Genomic DNA, 20,920 nt, shown 5'->3' on the forward strand with positions numbered 1-20,920 from the left:
GGCGGGCGCCGGGGCCGTCGTCGGAGGCGGGGCCGGTGGCGGGCGTCGGTGTCCCGGCCGGGGCGGGGGCGACCGGCGCCGCCCCGCCGGTGCGGGCCCTCGGGATGAAGGGGGCGTCGGCGGGCCGGGAGCCGTCGGGGTCCTCGCCCTTCGGGTCGGGGACGGTCGGCTCGCGGTCCGGAACGGGGAGGACCGGCGCGGCGTCAGGGCCGGGGGCGGCTGACGTGCCGTTCGGCTGTGAGGTCACAGAGGTCACAGAGGTCACAGAGGTCACCGAGGTGTCCGCCGGTGCGGGGTCGCGCCGGGGCACCCTGCGGGGGAGCGGGGCGGGTACGTCGTCGACCGGGTCGGTGCCGCCCGGTGAAGCGGTGCGGGCGGCGCGTACGGGCTGGTCCGCCTCCGTGGAACCGGCGCCCACCCCCGCTTCGGCGGAGCCCACGCGACCGGCCGCGCCGGCAGACGCCGCCCCTGCCGCCGGAATCCGACCGGAACCCGAGCCCGAACCCGACGGCGAGCTGGAGCCGGAGCTCGCGGCAGCACCGGAGCCCGCGGCGCCACTCGTACCCGGGCCTGAGCCCGCGGCCAGACCCGCACCCGACGCCGCACCCGAGCCCGAAGGCACACCCGAACCGGAGCCGGCGGTCACACCCGCACCCGACGCCGCACCCGAGCCCGAAGGCACACCCGAGCCGGAGCCGGCGGTCACACCCGCACCCGACGCCGCCGACTCCGCAGCGGATCCCGAAGCCAACGCCCGCCTCGCGCCCTGCGCCGCACCGCCGGAGGCCCCCGCACCGCCGGACGCCCCCGTGGTCATCGCCAGGGGGCTCATCGTCAGCAGCAGGGACGACGGAATGACCACCTCGGCGGTCACGCCACCGCCCGGAGTGCGGGACAGGGTCACGTTCACGTCCCAGCGGCGCGCCAGCGCGCCCACCACGAACAGGCCGAGCACCTTCGTCGGGACGAGGTCGAGGCGTTCGCGGCGGATCAGGCGGGCGTTCTCCTCGTCGAGCCGCTCGGCGCTCATGCCGAGGCCGTGGTCGCAGACGACGACCAGCGCGCCCTCGGCGCCGTCGCGGACGGTCACCTCGACGGGGCTGCCGACGGGCGAGAACGACACGGCGTTCTCCACGAGTTCGGCCACCATCAGGGTGAGGTCACCGATGATGTCGGGCTCCACCATGACCTCGGTCGCGGCGTGCAGATGCACCCGCCGGAAGCCCTCGATCTGACCGAGCGCGGCCCGTACGACGTTGGTCAGCGCGAGCGGCCCGGAGTCGAGGACGGTCTCGCGGATGCCGGCGAGGAGCATCAGGCTGTCGGCGTTGCGGCGCAGGCGGACGGCGATGTGGTCGATGCTGTAGAGCCGCTCGAGGAGGGCGGGGTCGGTCTCCCCGCGCTCCACCGCGTCGATCAACGCCAGCTGCCGGGTCGTCAGGTTGCTGACGCGGCGGCCGACGTTGCCGAACATCTCGGCGACGTTGCGCCGGCTGAGCACCTGGCGTTCCAGCAGCGCGGACGCGGTGGTCTGCACGTGGTTGAAGGCGTCGGCGAGGTCGCCGATCTCGTCCTTCGCGGTGACCGGGATCTCGCGCAGCCGGATCGGCCCGACGTCCCCGGTGTCCTCGTCGGCGACGCGGGCGAGTTCGCGACCGGCCACGTCGGCGACCTCGCGGGCGGCACCGGTGAGCGCCTGCACCGGCCGTACCACCGAGCGGCGCACCAGCACCGCGAAGGCGATCCACACGGCGAAGAGGAACAGCGCGAGACCCAGCAGCAAGACCGCGCGCCAGGCGGCCTCGCTGGAGGCGGCGTCGGCACGGTCGGCGATCTGGTCGATGAGGGACGCGGTGATCTTCAGCCGGGTCTCGGACTGCAACCGGTAGTCGCGATAGGAGCCGAGCGCCTCGGTGAAGGCCTCGCGGATCTGCGTGGGCGTACCGGCCTGGAGGTTGCCGGGGTCGATCTGCAGCTCGGCGTAGTGCCGGCCGATCGTCGCCTGCGAGGAGTTGTGCTCGATCCCGCCCAGCTCGTTCGCCTGGTCCTCGGTCGCGAACCGGGCGAAGCGGTCGGCCTGGTGGTCGTACTCGTTCTCGAAGCCGACCGCGCCGATGAACTCGATCTGGGCGTTGCTGTCGCCGGTGCGCGCGGAGAAGACGGCCGTCTCGAAGGCGCTGTGGGCGGCGTCGGCGCGCAGCAGGGAGTCCAGCAGGTTGCCGGTGAAGGTTCCGGCGAGGCCTGCGTTGTGGTCCAGGCCGAGGCCGTCGATCAGGCCCGTGGAGGCGTTGGTGTAGGCCGGGTCGATGTTGTCGGCGGGCAGATAACCCTGCTCGATCGTGTCGCGCAGGCTGGTCAGGCCGTTGATCTCGCGCAGCGCCTGGGCCTCGGTGGCCGGGAGTCGGCCGCCGAAGGTGTCGCGCACCTTCTCCACCTGGGAGTCGACCGCGGCCTGCGCCTTGCGGTAGTCGGCGTCGGAGGGGCGGCCCCCCTCGGGCGCTGCCTCGTGCCGCACGGACAGCAGGATGGCCTGCTGGTGCTCCATCTCCACCCGGTCCACCAACTCGGCGACCTGCGTGCTGTTCCGGACCAGTTCGGCCGCGGTGTTCGCGTTCCGTGCCTGGTCCACCTGGTCGGCGATGAGGTAGGCGAGCAGTGCGGCGACCACGGCCAGCGGCACGCCGACGAGGAGGTTGAGCTTGAGGCGGAACGGCCAGCGGTCGGCGAATCCCCGAACGCCACCCCGGGGCTCGTTCGTGGACACCAGGCCTCCTTCGTGACCGATTGTGATCGCTTGCGGACCGGTGCGCCAGAGGTACCGAACGTCGGTGGAAAACGCCCCGGTCAAGGTGCGGAACGACACCGGTGCGGCCCCCGCACGCCACTGTGACCGGCGCCAACTTCCGCGAGACTACAGCCTCTTCGGACACCGGTTCGTGCCACCCTGAGTCAAGAATCCATTACGACCCGCTCCGCTTCGGCGGGTTCGGTGTCGGCCCGTTCATACGCCGTTCACAATGGGCAACGCATCGAAGCCAATTGGTGACCATGCCGCACTTGACTGACCAAGAACCGGCTGGATTGGATCAGCGCAAGGGCTTGCGAGCAACCATCTCCGAGCATCCATCCAGAGTCCGGAACGGGAATCGTGACTTCTTCCACCGCACACAGCAGGTCCCTCAGGACACATCGCGGCGTGGCCGCGGTCGCCCTCGCCGCCGCCACGGTCCTGCTCGCCGGATGCTCCTCCTCCGACGACACGTCGGACCCGCTCGCCGGGGACAAGGCGGACGGCGGCACCGTCGTCGTCGGCTCCAACAACTTCGCCGAGAGCATCCTGCTCGCCGACATCTACGGCGAGGCCCTGAAGGCCAAGGGCGTCAAGGTCACCTACAAGCCCAACATAGGCAGCCGCGAGACCACCTACGGTCTGCTGAAGAACGGCTCCATCACGGTCCTGCCGGAGTACAACGGCTCGCTGTTGGCCTACCTGGACCCGAAGGCGGAGCAGAAGACCGCCGAGGCGGTGAACGCGGCCGCGAAGGCCAAGCTCGACTCGAAGCTGACGCTGCTGGACTCGGCGCCCGCCGAGGACAAGGACTCCGTCAGCATCAACGCGGCGACGGCGAAGAAGTACAGCCTGACCGCCCAGTCCACGCTCGCGGACCTCAAGGACATCGCTCCGGACCTGGTCATCGGCGGCTCGCCCGAGTTCCAGACCCGGCAGCAGGGCCTGCTCGGCCTGAAGTCCGCGTACGGCCTGGAGTTCAAGTCGTTCAAGGCGCTCGACGCGGGCGGCCCGCTGACCCAGGCGGCGCTGACGAAGAACACGGTGCAGGCCGCGGACATCTTCACCACGGACCCGACCATCACCAAGGAGAAGTTCGTCGTCCTGCAGGACCCGAAGAACCTCTTCGGCTTCGCGAACGTGACCCCGCTGGTCTACAAGTCCGGCCTCTCCCAGGAGGGCGTGGCCGCCCTCAACGAGGTCTCGGCCAAGCTGGACACCAAGGCGCTCCTCGACATGGACTCCCAGGTGCAGCTGGAGAACAAGGACCCGCTCGACGTCGCCCAGGCCTGGCTGAAGTCGGTCGGCCTCAGCTGACGCCGCCACCCGGCGTCGCCGGGACGTTCCGTCGAGGACGGCGCGGTGCCCTCCGTGTGGGAGGGCACCGCGCCGGTCTGTCCGACCGGTGACCCGGCGGCGGGGCTGGGCGGGGGTGGGTCGCGCGACCCGGCGCTGACGGGGTGCCGCTGCGCCCACCCGTGCCGCCCCGGCGGCACGACTGCCCGCAGTTACGCGTGGCGGTCGCACGCCGGCCGCCGCAGCGACCAGAGCCCCGCCGAAGAGCGCGGGTTCTCCAGGGTCGCGGCCCGCATGTACGTCAACTTCTTCAACGCCGACGCCGTGTACCTCGGCGGCGTCCTCTCCACGCTGGAACCGTTCGTCGCCGCCGTCCGCAGCCGGCTCTACGAGGACTGCCACCCCCTCGTCACCGAGCACCTGGTCATCGAGCGGGCCGGCCTCGGCGCCGGCCTGGTGGGCGCGGGGCAGTTCGCGCTGCAGCGGGCCCTGGCGTACGCGCTGGAGGCGGTCACCGGCCCGCACCTTTCACCTGCCGGCAATCACTCCTCACCTGTCGGCAACCACACCTGAGCCACGGGCCGTCACGCTGGACCTTTCGCCGACGTATGGAGCCCTCATGCCGCAAGCCCGTCCCGTCATCGCCGTCGCCGGACTCGGCATCGAGTCCTCGACGTTCTCCCCGGCCCGCACCGGCGCCCCCGCCTTCCACCCGCGGCGCGGCGCGGACGTCCTGGCCGCCTACCCCTTCCTCGCCCCCGGGCAGCCCCTGCGCACCGCCGCCCACTGGCGCGGCGCCCTGGTCGGCAAGGCCCTGCCCGGCGGCACGGTGACGTCCACCGCGTACGCGGAACTGGCCGCCGAACTCCTCAACGGCCTGAGCGAGCTGGGGCCGGTCGACGGCCTCTGGTACGACATCCACGGCGCGATGACGGTGGAGGGACTGGACGACGCCGAGGCCCAACTCCTGCACCGCATCCGGGAAGTGGTCGGCCCGCACGTCCTGGTGTCCACCTCCATGGACCTGCACGGCAACGTCTCCCGCGACCTCGTCCACCAGAGCGACCTGATTACCTGCTACCGCATGGCCCCGCACGAGGACGCCATGGACACGAAGGAACGCGCTGCCCAGAACCTCGTGGACCTGCTGGTGAGCGGCGCGCCCCGCCCGGCCAAGGCCTGGATCCCGGTGCCGGTGCTGCTGGCCGGTGAGCAGACCTCTACCCGGACGGAACCCGCGAAGAGCGTGTACGCGGCCGTGGACGAGGTGGAGGCGGCCGACGGCGTGACGGACGCGGCGATCTGGGTCGGCTACGCCTGGGCGGACGAACCGCGCAACCGTGCCGCGGTGGTCGTCACGGGGCCCTCGCCGGGCGCCGTCACCGCCGGCGCGGAGCAGTTGGCCGCCGGTTTCTGGAAGGCCCGCCACTCCTTCGACTTCGTCGCGCCGACGGCCCCACTGGACGAGTGCCTGGACGCCGCCCTCGCCTCCACCGCCCGCCCCTACTTCGTCAGCGACACCGGCGACAACCCGACGGCGGGCGGCGCCGGGGACGTCACGTGGGGACTCCGGCAGGTCCTGGAACGCCCGGAGTTCAAGGACCCGTCGGGCCCCACGGTCATCTACGCCTCGCTGCCGGGCCCCCGCGCCGTCGACACGGCGGTGACGGCCGGCGTCGGCGCGAGGGTCACGGTCACCGCGGGCGCCGAGGTCGACGACCGCCACGCCGGCCCGCTCACCCTCACCGGCGTGGTCCACTCGGTCCGCCACGGCGACCGGGACGCGGACACCGAGGTCGTGCTGCGGGTCGGCGGCGTGCACGTGATCCTGACCCGGCTGCGCAAGCCGTACCACCACGAACACGACTTCACGGACCTGGACCTGGACCCCAGGACGGCCGACGTCGTGATCGTGAAGATCGGCTATCTGGAGCCCGAACTGTTCGCCATGGCCGCCGACTGGAAGATGGCGCTCACGCCGGGCGGCGTCGACCAGGAGTTGACCCGACTCGGCCACCGCCGTCTCCGCCGGCCCCTGTTCCCCTTCGACCCCGAGATGCCCGACCCCGACCTCACGGCCCGGCTGATCGCACCCTCGAACAAGCCTCTCACCGGCCCGGACGAGTGAGCTGAGCGCCGCCGCCCGCCTCGGCGATCAGCCGGTCCAGCAGGGCGATCAGCAGGTCCCGGCTCGACTCGCGCTCACGCGCGTCGCACAGCAGCACCGGGACATGATCCGGCAGCGCCAGGGACTCCCGGATCTCCTCGGGCGGGTACGGATGCTTACCGTGGAAGCCGTTGACACCGACGACGAACGGGATGCCCCGCCGCTCGAAGAAGTCCACGGCGGCGAAGCTCGACTCCGGTCTGCGCACGTCGATCAGGACCACGGCACCCAGCGCGCCGACGGCCAGGTCGTTCCACATGAACCAGAACCGCTGCTGCCCGGGGGTGCCGAAGAGATACAGCACCAGCCGGTCGTTGATGGTGATCCGGCCGAAGTCCAGGGCCACGGTCGTGGCCGCCTTCTCCTCGATGCCGGCGAGGTCGTCGACGCCGAGGCCCGCCACGGTCAGCGGTTCCTCGGTGCGCAGCGGAACGATCTCACTGACCGAACCGACCATCGTGGTCTTGCCGACGCCGAACCCTCCGGCGATCAGTATCTTGACGGTGTCGGGTGCGACGGGCGCCTCGGGTGCCGCCCGGGCGGCGGGATCAGAGCCGGCCAAGGCCGTCCCTCACTTTCTGCAGCAGGTCCAGGTCCAGTTCCGGGGTGCGGGAGACGGGGTGCGGCGGATGGACGGTGATCAGGCCGGCCTCCAGCAGATCGCAGAGCATGATGACGATCACGCTCACCGGAAGGTCCAGGCGAGCGGCGAGCTCCGCCACGGCGAGCGGCCGCTCGCACCGGCGCAGGATCCGCGCCTGCTCGGGCTGCGGCCGGGGGGCCCGCTCCGGTGGCGGGTCCACCGCGGTCACCGTCGTGATGAGGGTGAAGTCGGCGCGGCTGGGCCGGGTCCGGCCGCCGGTCAGGGCGAAGGGCCGTACCAGCCGGCCCGCCGCGTCACTTCCGCTCACCTCACTCGCCGGTGGCGGTCGCTGGGCCCACATGCGCCCGCGGCGCCGCGCTGAGGTGCTCGCCGATCTTCTTCACCAGCATGTTCATCTGGTACGCCACCACACCGACGTCCGCCTTCGGCCCGGTCAGTACGACGAGGTGGGCGCCCGGGCCGGCCGAGGTCAGTATCAGGTAGCTGTTGGCCATCTCGATGAGCGCCTGACGCACCGGGCCGCCCCGGAAGTCCATGCTGACGCCCTTGCTGAGGCTCATCAGACCGGACGCGGTCGCCGCCAGCCGCTCGGCGTCGTCGCGCACGAACCCGGTGGACCTGCTGACGACCAGTCCGTCCTCGGAGAGCACCACGGCGTGGTTCACGTCGGCGACCCGGTCCACGAGTCCGGTGAGCAGCTGGTCCAGCGCGTTGTCGGTCGCGGGGGTGGGGCGTGTCATGGCGGTGTCCTTCATGAGCGGTCGGTGTGCGGAGTCGGGGTGACGGCCGGCGCGTCCGCGCCGTCCGGCGCCTGCTCGTCGTGCGGCGCCTGCTCGTCGCGCGGCTTGGGCTCGTCGTCGTCTCTCGCCTGGAGCGTTCCGCGCTGGAAACAGGCGAGCGAGGAGGCGGCTCGCTCCGCGGTGAAGTCGTCGAGATCGTCCTCGACGGCGGGTGCGGAGTCCTCGCGAAGCTCGTCGGCCAGGTTGGTCTGCGGCACCCGGCGGGGCAGCGGGGTGAGCCCGTCGGGCCTGGAGGCACGAGCGGCCGGCGCCGGGGCGGGGACGGAGGCGGAGGCGGGCGCGGTCCGTGCGGCCAGGAGAGGCCGGGCCGTCCGGGCGGGGGACCCCACCCGCACCAGCTCGGCGTCCGGTGCGGCCACCGCGTCCGCCACGCCGTCCGGGCCCGCGTCGGCGTCCTCGCGCACCACGATGTCGTGCGGGACCAGCACGATCGCCGTGGTCCCGCCGTACGGCGAGGGGCGCAGCGTGACCGTGATGCCGTGCCGGTTGGCGAGCCGGGAGATCACGAACATGCCGAGCCTCAGGTCGTCGGCCAGGGCCACCACGTCGAACTTCGACGGTCCCGCCAACTGGGCGTTGAGCGAGGCGTAGTCGTCCTCGGGCATGCCCAGGCCCCGGTCCTCGACCTCGACGACCAGTCCCTTGGCCACCATCGCGGCCCGCACCCCGACGGGGCTGGGCGCGGGGGAGTACACGGTGGCGTTGTCGATGAGTTCGGCCAGCAGATGGATCACGTCCGCCACCGCGGGCGGAGCCAGGCTCACCTCCTCGTCGGTGTGCACCTCCACCCGCCGGTACTCGGCGACCTCGCCGACCGCGCTGCGCAGGATGTCGACCAGCGCGACCGGTTCCGTCCAGCTGCGACGCGGCTGCTCACCGCTGATGATGACGAGGTTCTCCTCGTAGCGGCGCAACTGGCTCGCCATGGAGTCCAGTTCGTACAGCCCCTTGAGGACGTCCGGGTCCTGGTGCTCGCGTTCCAGCGCGTCCAGCTGGCTGAGCTGGAGGTTGACCAGGTTCTGGCTCTGCCGGGCGATGCCCAGGATCACCTTCTGGAAGCCGCGCCGGGTGTCGGCGAGTTCGACGGCGGTCGTCACCGCGGTGCGCTGCGCGGTGTTGAAGGCCTGGGCCACCTGGCCGAGCTCGTCCGAGCCGTAGTCCAGCGGGGGCGCCGCCAGGTCCACGTCGACCGTCTCGCCCTTCTCCAGCCGGCGGACCACGTCGGGCAGCCGGTCCTCGGCCAGGCCGAGCGTGGCACGCCTGAGGCCGCCCAGCCGCCGGGACAGGGAGCGGGTGATCCGCCACGACATGCCGGCGCACAGCAGCAGCGCGACAAGACCGCCCGCGCTGAGGGAGGCGGCCGTCAGGAGCAGGCCGTCGGCCTTGTCGGAGCTGCGGGCGAGCAGCCCGGACGTCTGCTGCCGGATCAGGACGCCGTACTCGTCGGAGACCTTCTTCAACGCGGTGGTCCACTGCCCCCGCACATCACGGGGCAGGGCGACCCTGCGGGCGTCGCCGGCCGCGCGGGCCGCGAGCACCTTGTCCTCGACGGTCTGCAGGGTCCGCCACTCCGGGCTCCGCAGGATCCGCTCGGTCTGCGTCTTCGCGCTGCCGCGCAACGAGGGGATGATCTGGTCCTGGACGATCCAGCGGCGCGTGCTCACCGCCTCGGCGAACGCCGTCCAGTTCTTCTCCTCGAGGTGGCCGGCCGGCCAGGCCAGGGTGAGCAGCGCGTCCTCCTGGGAGACCAGTTCCGCCGCGTGCTCCAGCGAGACCAGCGGACCGGCCTGCGAGGTGAGGTCGCCGTCGTCGACCTGGGAGAGCTCCTGGAAGGCGTGTATCTGGTCGTCGATGATCGAGGTGTACTGGTCCAGGGCCTGCTCGGCGGTGATGTCACTCGGGTCGTCGATCTGGCTGCGGTAGTACTCCAGGCTGCCCACCGACCCGACGACCGAGTACAGCCGGTCCGCGATACGGCCCGGGGCCCGCTGGATCTGGTCCGAGCGGCCGACGAGCTTCGCGACCGCCTCGTCCGTCTCCTTGCGCGCCCGGTCCAGCTCGGCCCGCGCGCCGGGCTGCGAGGCCAGCCAGGCGGCCGACATGCCGCGTTCCTGTTGCAGCGCGAGCGTGGCGTCGGTGCCCATGGCGCCGGTCGACCTGCTCAGGTCGGTCTGCGCGCGCAGCCGCAGGCCCTCCGAGAACATCTGCGTCGTCGTCAGCGCCCACATGGCGCCGAGGGTGACGCTCGGGACCAGGGCGAGAAGGATGAGGGAGAGACGTATGGAACCGAGGCGGCGGCGTCGGGCACCTGTCCGTCTAGACATGGCCGTCCTTGGGCGATCGGCGGGAGGGGAGAGAGGCTGCGGCCGGCGTCCGCGGTTGCCGGGGCCGGTCAGCGGGTTCCGGCCGCGGCGAACCGCGCGACCGAGGCGACGTTCGACTTGGTGACGAAGGCGGGACCGGTCAGTACGGGAGCCACACCACCGCCACTCAGGTTGCCGTTGGTCTTGTACAGCCACAGGGAGTCCACGGCCAGGTAGCCTTGCAGATACGGCTGCTGGTCCACCGCGAACTGTACGTTCCCGTCCCGCACGGCGTTGACCAGGTCCTTGTCGAGGTCGAAGGTGGCGACCTCGGCCCTGCTGCCCGCCTCCTTCACCGACTTGACCGCGGCCAGCGCGAACTGCGCGCCCATCGTGACGACTTCGTCGATGCTGGGATCCTGGCGCAGCCTGGCCGTGATGACGGCGTCCACCGCGGCCATGTCGGTGCCCTCGACGTAGACCATCTCGGTCTCGCCGTCGAACGCCATCTTCATGCCGGCGCAGCGCGCCTCCAGGGCGACGTTGCCCCGCTCGTGGATGACGCACAGGGCGTGCTGGGCCTTGAGGCCGTCCAGCTTGTTCCCGACGGCCCGGCCCGCGACGCCCTCGTCCTGGCCGAAGTACTCCAGGAGACCGGCCGACCGCCAGGCGTCGATACCGGAGTTGAGACCGACCACGGGAATGCCCGCCGCCTTCGCCTCGGCGACCGGTTTCCTCATCGCCTGCGGCTTGGCCAGGGTCACCGCGATGCCGTCGACCTTGTCGCGGACCGCGTCCCGCACCAGCTGCGCCTGCCCGGCCGGGTCGGAGTCGTTCGCGTACGTCAGCTCGATGCCGTCCTTGGCGGCGGCGGCCCGGGCGCCCTTTCGCACCAGCTCCCAGAAGTCGTCCCCCTTGCCGCCGTGGGTGATCAGGGTGACCTTGAGCCCGCCGGAGCCCGCTTTGCCCGCCGTGTCCGCGCCCGAGTCGAGCGAGGCATCGCCGGAACCGGAACAGCCGGCGAGGAGCAGACAGGCCGCGGCGACCACGGCGGCCCCGCGAACGAATGCGGAGGACGCCTGAGGTGGGGGAGGATTGTTCATGAGGGAGCACCTCGCTGTGCGGCCGAGCAAGTGGAACGCGAAAGTGAGACCGAAACGCAGGTGCGCCGGCCGGTTGAACCTTCACTGGCTCGGAGCCAACCGTGTGTGACCGCCGGTAGTCAAGTGATCGACCGCTCGCAGTGAGTTGTCGGTGCCGCATCGTGATGGTCCCGTCGCTGGCGGGAAGGCCTACGGGGGCGTCGCCGCCCCTGGGCCTCGCACCTGACGGCACCGCCACGCCGGAGTCACGGCTTGCGCGCCACCACCCCGTACATCGCGATGTCCTCGTCCCTGATCACCTCGGTGCCCGTGCCCGTGCCCGTGCCCGTGTCGGCGCCCGTGCCGTCCGGGCGCCACTTGTGGACCTGGACGATCCCCGGTTCGACGAGTTCCAGTCCCGCGAAGAACTCCTCGGCCTCGGCGAAGGTGCGCAGCCGCATCGGCATGCCCCGCGCCGCGTACTCCCGGGCGACCCGGCCCACCTCGTCCGGCGCGAACTCGGCGGTGCCGATGGACATCGCCAGATAACTCCCGGAGGGCAGCGGGTCGAGGAGACGGCGGACGATCCCCACGGCGTCGTCCTCGTCCATCAGGAAGTGGACGATCGCGATGACCGTCAGGGCCACCGGCCGGGTCAGGTCGAGGGTCGCGCGCAGTGCGGGGGCGTCCAGGATGCTCGCCGGTTCCCTCAGGTCCGCCTCGACGTACGCCGTCCTCCCCTCGGGGGTGCCGTTCAACAGGTCCTGGGAGAGCGCGAGGACGAGGGGGTCGTTGTCGACGTAGACGACCCGGGCGGCCGGGGAGACCGACTGGGCGATCTCGTGGATGTTGGGGGAGGTCGGGATGCCGGTGCCGACGTCGAGGAACTGGCGTATCCCCGCCTCCTCGGCCAGCTGCCGCACCGCCCGGTTCATGAAGTCGCGGTTGGCCCGCATGTGGACCGGCAGCGCGGGCCACTCCCGGCACATGGCGTCGCCGGCCTCGCGGTCCGCCGGGTAGTGGTCCTTGCCGCCGATGATGTAGTCGTAGATTCGCGCGGAGTGCGCGCTGTCGGTGTCGATGTCTGGCTCCATGCACCTCCCTTCCCATACTCAACTCGCTTCTAATCGCGTGGAGTTGAGCGGGTGATGAGGTGCCCGGGCAGGGCGCCCGTGATGCGGGCGGTCGCGGGATGCCGGTGGCCGGGCGCGATGCCCCGGCCACCTGGTCCCGTCCGGTGCCTACGCGGCCTGCTGGACCGCCCTCGCCTCGCCCTTCTCGCGGCGCCGCTGCCGCCGGCTGCGGCGCGGCTCCTGGTCGGGAAGCCAGCCGAAGGCCAGGCAGCTGCCCACGACGCCCAGCAGGAGGCCGATGAAGAAGCCGCCCAGGTTCGAGGTGGCCCAGGTGCCCAGGGACAGCAGGACGCCGGTGATCGAGTAGAAGAGCCGCTGCGCGGGGTTGAAGAGGAGCAGCAGTCCGACCACCAGCATCAGGGTCGGCAGGAGATAGCCCGCCAGAGCCTGCGCGCCGGCGTGCAGCATGACCTCCATCGACGCCTTCTCGGTGAGCAGGATCTCCGCGCCGCCCAGGGTGAGCAGCAGCCCGCCCCAGAACGGACGGGCGGCCCGCCAGCGCCGGAAGGCGGGCCGCATGCCCTGACGTGGCCGCTCCGGCATCAGCAGCCCTTGCTGCTGAAGCCGAGCTTCAGGCCCGGCAGCTTGAACACCGCCGCCGTGGTGGCGTAGTTGGTCTGCCGCAGGTTGGCGATCCGCACGGTGTCGGCCTGCTGGCTGAACACACCGATCGGGCCCTTCACCCCGGCCTTGGTGAGAGTGCTGGCGTCGTTGCCGATCTCGATGTTGGTGAAGGCGGCGTCGCCGGACAGCTCGGTCGAGTCGGTGGTCAGGTCGCTCGCCTCGACCTTGTCCTTGCCGCCGCCCGCGGTGATCAGAAGGTTGGTGCCACCGAGGTCGACGCTCTGGCACAGCTTCGTGAGCGTCGCGTTCTTGATCGCGGAGGTGATGACCAGCACCTGACCGCCGGTGTCGCCCTCGTTGGGGCTGCCCGGCGCCATCTGGTCGAGGCCGCCGAACTGCTCGAATCCGGTGCCGTTGAGCTCGGTGGCGGTGACCGTGAAGGGCATGCCGGAGATGGCGAACTGCACACCCAGCGCCCCTTCGGCCGTCAGGATCGCGAGTCCCGCGGCGACCGCGGCGGCCGGCACGGCCATGATCGCGGCCCGCCGTGCCCGAACCCGCCCGCGTCTCGCGGGGACTTCGGAGGCTTCGGGGACCGCTGGTGAGGCGTCGGGGACTGCTGGTGAGGACGAGGCCATGGTTCTGCTCCCGAGGGCATAGTCAATGCGGTTGGGGTTCAGTGGCACACGTTGTCCTGGCGCGGACAGCGGAACTGGGCGCACGTCTCCTCGCAACTCCCGGCGGATGCAAGGGCTTTCTCTCGTTACGCGTCAGTAGCCGTCGAGGAAGTTACCGGGGGTTACATTCGGGGGTCAAGCAAGTTGCGGGAAAAGTGTGGTGATTGTGTGCCGCCTGTGGGCCGCAGTGCCAACTCCCGTACAACACCTTGACGTTGGCAGACCCCCGGGTCTACAACTCTCCCTGGCTTCCCCCAGATCCGTGGCGCCGGATCCAGCCGCTTCCCGGACGTTCTGTCCACCACGGGCATTTCACTGCCCGGGCAACCCGAGTGCACGCCGAGTCCGACCGAGTCCGACTCACGTACGAGCACACCCCCTCAAAGGCACGTCCCCCTCCAAGGCACCCGCACGGCCGCTTCCCCCCGGGCCGTGCCGGTCGCCCTTGCGCCCCACCCCCCAGAAAGAGGCACCCGCATGCGTACGCGATCCCTCCTCACCCTCACCGCCGCCGTCGCCGCCTTCACCCTCCCCGCTCTCTCGCCCGCCTCGGCGGCCGACGGCGCGGTCCTCACCACCGGCGGCCCCGGCGGCACCGCCGTCGCGGTCGGCGACGTCCTCACCGCACCGCTGGCCACCGGCACCACCGCCACGCTCTACTCCAGCGCGACCGGCACCAGCGGTATCTCCTGCACGTCCTCGCAGTTCACCGCCACCGTCACCGACAACCCGGCCGCGCCCGGCACGGCCACCGAGTCGCTCGACGCGCACACCTTCGCCAGCAGCTCCTGCACCGCCAACGTCGTCGGCGTGCTCGGCGTCACCAGCATCACGGTCAACAACCTGCCCTACACCACCTCCGTGACCTCGGACGGAACCGTCACGGTCACCGCCGCGAGCGGCTCCGCCGTCCAGACCACGGTCGTGCTGCGCACCCTGCTGGGCAGCATCAACTGCGTCTACCAGACGCCCGCCCTGGTCGGCACGGCCGACAACGCCGACAACAGCATCGCCTTCGCCAACCAGCAGTTCACGAAGGTGTCCGGCTCCTCGCTCTGCTTCGCCAACGGCTACTTCACCGCGAAGTACGCCCCGGTGACCGACGGGGACGCGCTGGTCTACGTCAACTGACCCTCACCCGCGAGGAGTTCAGTACTGCATGAGTTCACAGGGCACTCAGCGCCGACGCAGGCGCAGTGCCAGGGCGGCGCCTCCGACGAGCACCAGCATCGCGGCGGCGCCGCCCGCCAGTGTGGGCGCGGACGGGCCGGAGCCGGCGCCCCCGGTGGCTGCCACCGGTGTGCTGTCGGGGACGGCGCCGGCCTTCGCGTCGGTGTCGGCGGACCGGCCCGCGGCAGCGGACGGAACGGCCTGCGTGGTGCGCTTCTCGGCGGGCGTCGGGGTGGCCGGGGGACTCGCGCTCGCGGGCTTCTTCTTCTCGCCGCCGTCCGCCGTGGCCGATCCGGCGGATCCGGCTTCGGCCCCTGTGCTCTTCGCCGCCGGGAACACCACGTCCGAGCACGAGTAGTACGTGTCCGGCGTGCTGCTGTTCTGCCAGATCGTGAACAGCACCTGTCGTCCCGTCCGGTCGGCCGGCAACGTCGCCCTGATCCGGTACGCGCCGTCCGTCAGGGCCGGGTCCGTCACTTCCGCGAACGGCCGCTCCGGCAGGTCGGACCAGGTCAGCGGCTTGGCCGGGTCGTAGCCCGGCTTCGTCAGATAGAGCCGGAAGGTGCCGGTGTGCGGGATGGTCGAGACGTACCGCATGGTCAGCGTGGCGCCGGGGGTCATCCGGGTCGAGGGCCAGTCGGAGCGGGCGAGGTCCAGGCCCCGGTAGGCGGGCAGACCGCCGCTGCACAGCTTCCCGTCGGGGATGGTCTGCCGGTCCCGGCCGTTCACGTTCGCGACGCGCAGGTTGTCCCAGGCCGTGAAGGACGTCCCGTTGGCGGCGACGGCCGCCCGGCAGGCCGCCGAACCGGACGGGCTGCCGCCGTCGGGGGAGCAGGCGAAGACCCGGCTGACCGGATCGGTCGGAGCGCCGTGTGCCTGCGCGGGCGCCGCCGCCCACACGCCCAGCAGCAGCGAGCTCGTGAGGGAGGCCGCCAGGGCGGCGGTGTGGTGTGCGGTGGTCCGGGGCATCCGGAACGTCTCCTCGGCCGGAACGGGAACGAACTGCTTCCGTTGCGGTGAACGGTGTGCTCCCGAGGAGTACGGGAAACCGGCCCGGCGCGTTCACGGAGCCGCCAACCGGCGCAAAGCAGACCGTTCCCGGTCAACTGCCCGGCGTCGAGGGTGGGTTTCCGGCCGGATCAAGGGTTTCCCCTGTATCCGCGTGACCGTTCCTTTGCCTATCGTTCGGGCACAGCCGCCCCACAGGTGACCCCGAACGGGCCGGCCCCGCGCCTGGTCGGCCACCGCGCGCCCCTTTTCGCCTCACCCCCACCGTGTCGCCTCCCCCCACAGCGGCGCCCCCACAGCGTCGCCTCCCACAGCGTCACGCCCTTCAGCGTCACCCCACTCGGCTTCACCCCCCGCCGCTTCAGCGACGAAGCGATTCGACCGCCACTCCGCGCTGCCCCGAGTACGGCCACGAAAGGCAAGCCCTTGCGTACCTCTGTCTCCTCCAGACGGAAGCTGATATCCGTCGCCGCGGTCTCCGCCGCCCTCCTGACGGCCGCCACCACCACGGTCGCCGCCGCCCAGGAACCCGCCTCCCAGGAGTCGGCCGTCCCGGCCGCGCTGACCGAGGCCGCGCCCGGCACCCCGGCCGAGCGCCTCATCGTCGGCTACACGTCCGGCGCCGCCGAGGCCACGTCGAACAAGGCCGCCGAGGCCGACGCCGCGGCCAAGGGCAAGGAGGCCGGCGAGGACCTCGACTTCCAGCGCCGCCTCGGCACCGGCGCCGCCCTGGTCGACCTGGGCGCCGACCTCACCGGGGCCGATGTCGCCGACGTCGTCGCCGAGTTCAAGGCGGACCCGCAGGTCGCCTACGTCGTGCCGGACCGCCTGAACACCGCGAAGGCCGACCCGAACGACACCGAGTACGCCAAGCAGTGGGACCTGTTCGAGGCCACGGCCGGCATGAACGTGCCCGGTGCCTGGACCACCTCGACCGGCACCGGAGTCACCGTCGCCGTCATCGACACCGGCTACGTCGCCCACACCGACCTCGCCGCGAACATCGTCGGCGGCTACGACTTCATCGCCGACACCGCCGTCTCCGTGGACGGCGACGGCCGCGACAGCAACCCGGCCGACCCGGGCGACTACTACGCGGCCAACGAGTGCGGCTCCGGCATCCCGGCCAGCAACTCCTCCTGGCACGGCACGCACGTCGCCGGCACCATCGCCGCGGTCACGAACAACAGCAAGGGCGTCGCCGGCATCGCGTACGGCGCGAAGATCTCCCCGGTGCGCGTGCTCGGCAAGTGCGGCGGCTACGACTCGGACATCATCGACGCCATCACCTGGGCGTCCGGCGGCACCGTCTCCGGTGTCCCCGCCAACACCAACGTCGCCAAGGTCATCAACATGAGCCTGGGCGGCGACGGGGCGTGCACCTCCGCGACCCAGACCGCGATCAACGCCGCCGTGGGCCGCGGCACGACCATCGCCGTCGCCGCGGGTAACGACAACGAGAACGTGTCGGCCCACTCGCCGGGCAACTGCAACAACGTGATCTCGGTCGCCGCGACCAACCGCACCGGCGCCAAGGCCTCGTACTCCAACTACGGCACCCTCGTGGACATCTCCGCGCCCGGCGGCCAGACCAGCACCGGCACCGCCAACGGCATCCTGTCCACGCTCAACTCCGGCACCAAGACGGCGTCCACGGAGTCGTACGCCTACTACCAGGGCACCAGCATGGCCACCCCGCACATCGCGGGCCTGATCGCGCTGGTGAAGTCGGCCAACTCGGCGCTGACCCCGGCGCAGATCGAGACGGCCATCAAGAACAACGCCCGTGCCCTGCCGGGCGCCTGCTCGGGTGGCTGCGGCGCCGGTCTGGCGGACGCGGCCAAGACCGTGGCGGCCGTCAGCGGCGGTACGACCACGGGGACGACCTTCTCCAGCACCACCGCGGTCGCCATCCCGGACAACGGCTCGGCGGTCGAGTCCTCCATCGCGGTCAGCGGCCGCAGCGGCAGCGCCCCCTCCAGCCTCCAGGTCGGTGTCGACATCACCCACACCTACCGTGGTGACCTGGTCCTCGACCTGGTCGCCCCGGACGGCACGGCGTACCGCCTGAAGGCCGCGAGCTCCTCGGACTCCGCGGACAACGTGAACACCACCTACACCGTGAACGCCTCCTCGGAGACGGCCAACGGCACCTGGAAGCTGCGCGTCCAGGACACCGCGGCGCAGGACACGGGCACGCTCAACGGCTGGAAGCTCACCTTCTGAGCCGCCGGGTGTGACTGAGGGGCGGGGGGGGGGGGGGGGGGGGGGGGCCNAACACCACCTACACCGTGAACGCCTCCTCGGAGACGGCCAACGGCACCTGGAAGCTGCGCGTCCAGGACACCGCGGCGCAGGACACGGGCACGCTCAACGGCTGGAAGCTCACCTTCTGAGCCGCCGGGTGTGACTGAGGGGCGGGCCGTCCGGTGCGAAGGGGCACCGGACGGCCCGCCGTCGCGTTCGGTCCGTGGCGGTGACGGAGTCAGCCGGTACGGACGGGGAGTTCCGCCACGAACGGATGGTCCCGCACGGGACCGTCCAGACCTGCGGCCCCGCCGAGGGCGCCGAGCGGGACGAAGACCTCGCGGTCGGCCGTCCGGAACGCCGACCACCGGTCCGGCACGTCGTCCTCGTGAAAGATCGCCTCGACCGGGCAGACGGGCTCACAGGCCCCGCAGTCGACGCACTCGTCGGGGTGGATGTAGAGCTTGCGTTCTCCTTCGTAGATGCAGTCGACGGGGCACTCGTCGAGGCACGCCTTGTCGAGTACGTCGACACAGGGATCGGCGATGACGTAGGCCATGGATTCCTCCTTGCGTGACTTCTCAGCCGGTCGTGGGGAGTTCGGGCACGCGGGCGGGCAGTCGTGCCGCCACGTCGGACGGCAGCCCGCGGACCGTGAGCACGGCGGTCGGTCGTTCCCCGGCGACGAGCTCGCCGTCCGTGCCGTGCGGGACGAGGAGGACCTGCCCGGCTCCCGCCACCATCGGCTCCGACCCCTCGCAGTGCAGGGCCAGTTCACCGCGCAGGACGAGAACCGCCTCCTCGACCCCGTGGTCGGAACGCACGGGCAGCCGCGCCGAGGCCGGCAGGTCCCAGAACTCCACGCCCTCGCACTCGCTGTGCAGCATTCCCCGCCTGATCAGGCTCTGCCACTTGGCCTGCTGCGGATCCACGGTGACCTTCACGTCACCCACGGCTTTGGAGACGATCACGGCCGGCCGCCCTCGTTCCCGACGGTGAGGGTCACCACGGTCAGCCGCATCGGTGCCTCGGCCCGGAACGTGGACTTGGAGCCGGCCTCGAGCAGCAGGCAGGTGTCCGCGGCCAGTGTCACCGTCTCGGTCACGCCCGCGGCCTCCACCCGTCCGGCACCCGTGTGCACGAACACGGCGAGTTCGGCGTCGGGGTCGCCCAGTACCTGGTCGTCGCCCTCGGGGATGTCGACGACCTCGATGCGCTTGAGCGGGCCGCTGAAGACGCCCGCGGTGTCGACGGACTTGAGTTCGAACAGGTCGTACAGCACGGCCTTCGTCATGTCTGCCTTTTCGGGGGGCTGGGATCCGGAGAGCACCGCGCGGGTGGCCGGTGCGAGGGTTTCGATGACCCACCAGTCGAGGGGTCCGTCACCGGTGTTGCGCAGGCCGTGGACGTTGCCCACGCTGGTGAGGGCGAGCGCCCCGGCTGTCACCGGGTGCGCCTCGCCGTTCAGCAGGAGTTCGCCCCGGCCGCAGAGGACGAGGTAGATCTCCTCGGTGCGGGTGTGCCGGTGTTCCCCGCTGACCCCGCCCACCGGAAGCGAGGCCCATTCGACCGCCTCACTCGGTGAGCGGAGCTGCCGGCGCGTCGCGAACGCCTTCCAGTACGTCTTTCCCTCGGCGCCGTGCACCCCGTGCACGGACGCCCGCACCGCGGTGGTGGCCACCGCGGCCCAGGGCACCCTGCCCTCGCCGTGCGCACTCACCTGGCGTCTCCCCAGTGGAGGTCGGCCAGCTTCCCGGCTGCGGCGGACAGCTCGTCCTCGGTGAGGTCGTTGACGAACACGGCCGAGCCGATGCCGGCCGGGAGCGGAAGCCGCTGCAGGCCGTCGCGGTGGCGAACGGTGTCCCGCAGGGCCGGTACCAGCATCTTGGGGGTGCACAGCTGGTGCCAGGTCGGCAGACCGAGCGCCGCCATCACCCGCAGGACGCGCTCGCGCTGCCCGGCGTCGACCAGGCCGCGCTGTTCGGCGATGACGGTGGTGAGGGCCATGTCCACGGCCACGGCCTCGCCGTGCAGGAGCTCGGGCAGGGCGTGCATCTCGATGACCGGGCTGAACGAGTGCCCGTAGTCCACGACCCGTTCCAGGACCTTCTCCCAGAGGTTGGGCTGGAGTTCCTCGAGCATGCCGTGGATGGCCCGCTCGATGACCTCGGTCGCCGGGTCGAGACCCCCGATCGGGGCGTGCGTGGAGTGGGCGCCGCCGGGACGCTGGAGGCGGTGGTGGACCAGGGTTGCGGCGTTGGCCTCCAGAAGGTCGAACAGCCGCTCGTCCTTGATCAGGGCGATCTTGAGGATCTCGGCGAGTCCGTTGCTGATGTGGCGGTCGTCCAGGGTGGTGAGGAAGGTCCGGTCCAGCAGGGTCCGTTCAGCGGGGAAGTACGTACCGAGACGGTTCTTGTGACCGGCGTTGTTCACGCCGGTCTTGGCACCCACTCCCGCGTCCACCAGGCCGATGAGCGTGGTGGGGATCCGGATCCACGGGGTCGCCCGCCGGTACATGCTCGCCGCGAAGCCCACGATGTCCATCAGGACGCCACCGCCGATGGCGATGACGGGTTCGCGGCGCCGGTCGATTCCGAACGCGTCGAGACCGTCGACGACCTTGAGGACGAGTTCCATGTTCTTGGCCGGTTCCCCGGTCGGCAGCACCAGCAGCCGGTGATCCACGCCGTGGTGGGCGAAGTAGTTCCTGATACGGGCGCCGTAGAGCTCGTCCACGACCGAGTCGACCACGACGAAGCGGCGGACCCGGCCCCCTTCCACGACGTCCTCCAGGATCGCCCGGTTGTCCAGGCCGAGGACGTTCTCCTCGACACGCACCTCGTAGGCGACCTGCTTGGTGGCTCGGACGGACCAGTGGGTGACCGGGTTACCGACCGTGAACAGCCCGTCGGACGAGGTGTGTTCGGCCGGCCGAAGCTCTGATTGCATACCTGTCTCCTTGATCGGGACGTGGCGGTCATCCGGAGACTATGGCATCAATCAATGCAGCTGCAAGCAAATATCTGAAGTGTGGCGCAGGCCTCTTTCGCTTCATCTTGCCTTCACAAGCTTGGCGTTCTG

At 71.3% G+C, this 20,920-nt stretch carries 18 protein-coding genes and 2 pseudogenes; 6 read left to right on the forward strand and 14 right to left on the reverse strand.

The window, feature by feature from the left end:
* Positions 1-2,764, reverse strand: a 2,764-nt coding sequence (locus tag ACWBNA_RS22390) for a HAMP domain-containing sensor histidine kinase (protein WP_482706229.1), incomplete at its 3' end; no start/stop codon positions are given.
* A 384-nt stretch (positions 2,765-3,148) separates the two neighbouring features.
* Between ACWBNA_RS22390 and ACWBNA_RS22395 the strand changes: the two genes are divergently transcribed.
* The 3 genes and pseudogenes from ACWBNA_RS22395 (at position 3,149) to ACWBNA_RS22405 (ending at position 6,212) form a co-directional block, all read left to right on the forward strand.
* On the forward strand, positions 3,149-4,105 hold the full coding sequence (locus ACWBNA_RS22395; protein ID WP_482706230.1) for an ABC transporter substrate-binding protein: 957 nt from the start codon (positions 3,149-3,151) through the stop codon (positions 4,103-4,105).
* 279 nt (positions 4,106-4,384) lie between these two features.
* A pseudogene (locus ACWBNA_RS22400) lies at positions 4,385-4,657 on the forward strand (ROK family transcriptional regulator); the annotation flags it as partial.
* Between the two features lie 46 nt (positions 4,658-4,703).
* Positions 4,704-6,212 (forward strand): M81 family metallopeptidase, encoded by a 1,509-nt coding sequence (locus tag ACWBNA_RS22405; RefSeq protein WP_482706231.1) that lies wholly within the window; start codon positions 4,704-4,706, stop codon positions 6,210-6,212.
* Here the strand turns inward: ACWBNA_RS22405 and ACWBNA_RS22410 are convergent.
* The 8 genes from ACWBNA_RS22410 to ACWBNA_RS22445 all read right to left on the reverse strand — a co-directional run bounded on the left by ACWBNA_RS22410 (position 6,193) and on the right by ACWBNA_RS22445 (position 13,375).
* On the reverse strand, positions 6,193-6,813 hold the full coding sequence (locus ACWBNA_RS22410; RefSeq protein WP_482706232.1) for a GTP-binding protein: 621 nt from the start codon (positions 6,811-6,813) through the stop codon (positions 6,193-6,195). The two genes, ACWBNA_RS22405 and ACWBNA_RS22410, sit on opposite strands and share 20 nt — an antisense overlap.
* On the reverse strand, positions 6,800-7,162 hold the full coding sequence (locus ACWBNA_RS22415) for a DUF742 domain-containing protein (protein WP_482706233.1): 363 nt from the start codon (positions 7,160-7,162) through the stop codon (positions 6,800-6,802). Before ACWBNA_RS22415 ends, ACWBNA_RS22410 begins: the two co-directional genes overlap by 14 nt.
* A 1-nt stretch (position 7,163) precedes the next feature.
* Positions 7,164-7,595 (reverse strand): roadblock/LC7 domain-containing protein, encoded by a 432-nt coding sequence (locus tag ACWBNA_RS22420; protein ID WP_482706234.1) that lies wholly within the window; start codon positions 7,593-7,595, stop codon positions 7,164-7,166.
* An 11-nt stretch (positions 7,596-7,606) separates the two neighbouring features.
* Positions 7,607-9,979 (reverse strand): sensor histidine kinase, encoded by a 2,373-nt coding sequence (locus ACWBNA_RS22425; RefSeq protein ID WP_482706235.1) that lies wholly within the window; start codon positions 9,977-9,979, stop codon positions 7,607-7,609.
* Between the two features lie 68 nt (positions 9,980-10,047).
* The gene (locus ACWBNA_RS22430) at positions 10,048-11,061 is read right to left on the reverse strand and encodes a substrate-binding domain-containing protein (protein WP_482706236.1); all 1,014 of its coding nucleotides are present in this window, start codon (positions 11,059-11,061) and stop codon (positions 10,048-10,050) included.
* A gap of 245 nt (positions 11,062-11,306) precedes the next feature.
* On the reverse strand, positions 11,307-12,134 hold the full coding sequence (locus ACWBNA_RS22435) for an SAM-dependent methyltransferase (RefSeq protein ID WP_482706237.1): 828 nt from the start codon (positions 12,132-12,134) through the stop codon (positions 11,307-11,309).
* Between the two features lie 147 nt (positions 12,135-12,281).
* A complete protein-coding gene (locus ACWBNA_RS22440) occupies positions 12,282-12,716 on the reverse strand; it encodes a DUF6114 domain-containing protein (RefSeq protein ID WP_482706238.1) in 435 nt (144 codons plus the stop codon).
* On the reverse strand, positions 12,716-13,375 hold the full coding sequence (locus ACWBNA_RS22445; protein ID WP_482706239.1) for a DUF6230 family protein: 660 nt from the start codon (positions 13,373-13,375) through the stop codon (positions 12,716-12,718). Before ACWBNA_RS22445 ends, ACWBNA_RS22440 begins: the two co-directional genes overlap by 1 nt.
* A gap of 516 nt (positions 13,376-13,891) precedes the next feature.
* On the opposite strand from ACWBNA_RS22445, the gene ACWBNA_RS22450 reads away from it, so the two are divergent.
* Positions 13,892-14,545, forward strand: a complete 654-nt coding sequence (locus tag ACWBNA_RS22450; protein WP_482706240.1) for a Tat pathway signal sequence domain protein — start codon at positions 13,892-13,894, stop codon at positions 14,543-14,545.
* A 45-nt stretch (positions 14,546-14,590) separates the two neighbouring features.
* Here ACWBNA_RS22450 and ACWBNA_RS22455 read toward each other — a convergent pair whose 3' ends face one another.
* On the reverse strand, positions 14,591-15,553 hold the full coding sequence (locus ACWBNA_RS22455; RefSeq protein ID WP_482706241.1) for a lytic polysaccharide monooxygenase: 963 nt from the start codon (positions 15,551-15,553) through the stop codon (positions 14,591-14,593).
* Positions 15,554-16,018: 465 nt separating this feature from the next.
* On the opposite strand from ACWBNA_RS22455, the gene ACWBNA_RS22460 reads away from it, so the two are divergent.
* Together ACWBNA_RS22460 and ACWBNA_RS22465 are read left to right on the forward strand one after the other, a co-directional pair.
* Positions 16,019-17,818: a S8 family peptidase gene (locus ACWBNA_RS22460; protein ID WP_482706242.1), complete on the forward strand. Its 1,800-nt coding sequence runs from the start codon at positions 16,019-16,021 to the stop codon at positions 17,816-17,818.
* A 50-nt stretch (positions 17,819-17,868) separates the two neighbouring features.
* Positions 17,869-17,988, forward strand: a pseudogene (locus ACWBNA_RS22465) (proprotein convertase P-domain-containing protein); the annotation flags it as partial.
* An 89-nt stretch (positions 17,989-18,077) separates the two neighbouring features.
* Here ACWBNA_RS22465 and fdxA read toward each other — a convergent pair.
* From fdxA to ACWBNA_RS22485, 4 genes are read right to left on the reverse strand one after another with little or no spacing between them, the layout of a single operon-like run.
* On the reverse strand, positions 18,078-18,398 hold the full coding sequence (gene fdxA, locus ACWBNA_RS22470) for a ferredoxin (protein ID WP_482706243.1): 321 nt from the start codon (positions 18,396-18,398) through the stop codon (positions 18,078-18,080).
* 22 nt (positions 18,399-18,420) lie between these two features.
* A complete protein-coding gene (locus tag ACWBNA_RS22475) occupies positions 18,421-18,810 on the reverse strand; it encodes a cupin domain-containing protein (protein ID WP_482706244.1) in 390 nt (129 codons plus the stop codon).
* Positions 18,807-19,559 (reverse strand): cupin domain-containing protein, encoded by a 753-nt coding sequence (locus ACWBNA_RS22480; protein ID WP_482706245.1) that lies wholly within the window; start codon positions 19,557-19,559, stop codon positions 18,807-18,809. Before ACWBNA_RS22480 ends, ACWBNA_RS22475 begins: the two co-directional genes overlap by 4 nt.
* Positions 19,556-20,788, reverse strand: a complete 1,233-nt coding sequence (locus ACWBNA_RS22485; protein WP_482706246.1) for a sedoheptulose 7-phosphate cyclase — start codon at positions 20,786-20,788, stop codon at positions 19,556-19,558. The genes ACWBNA_RS22480 and ACWBNA_RS22485 overlap by 4 nt, the downstream gene beginning before the upstream one ends.
* Positions 20,789-20,920 lie beyond the last annotated feature (132 nt).

Source organism: Streptomyces sp. Q2, assembly GCF_056820935.1.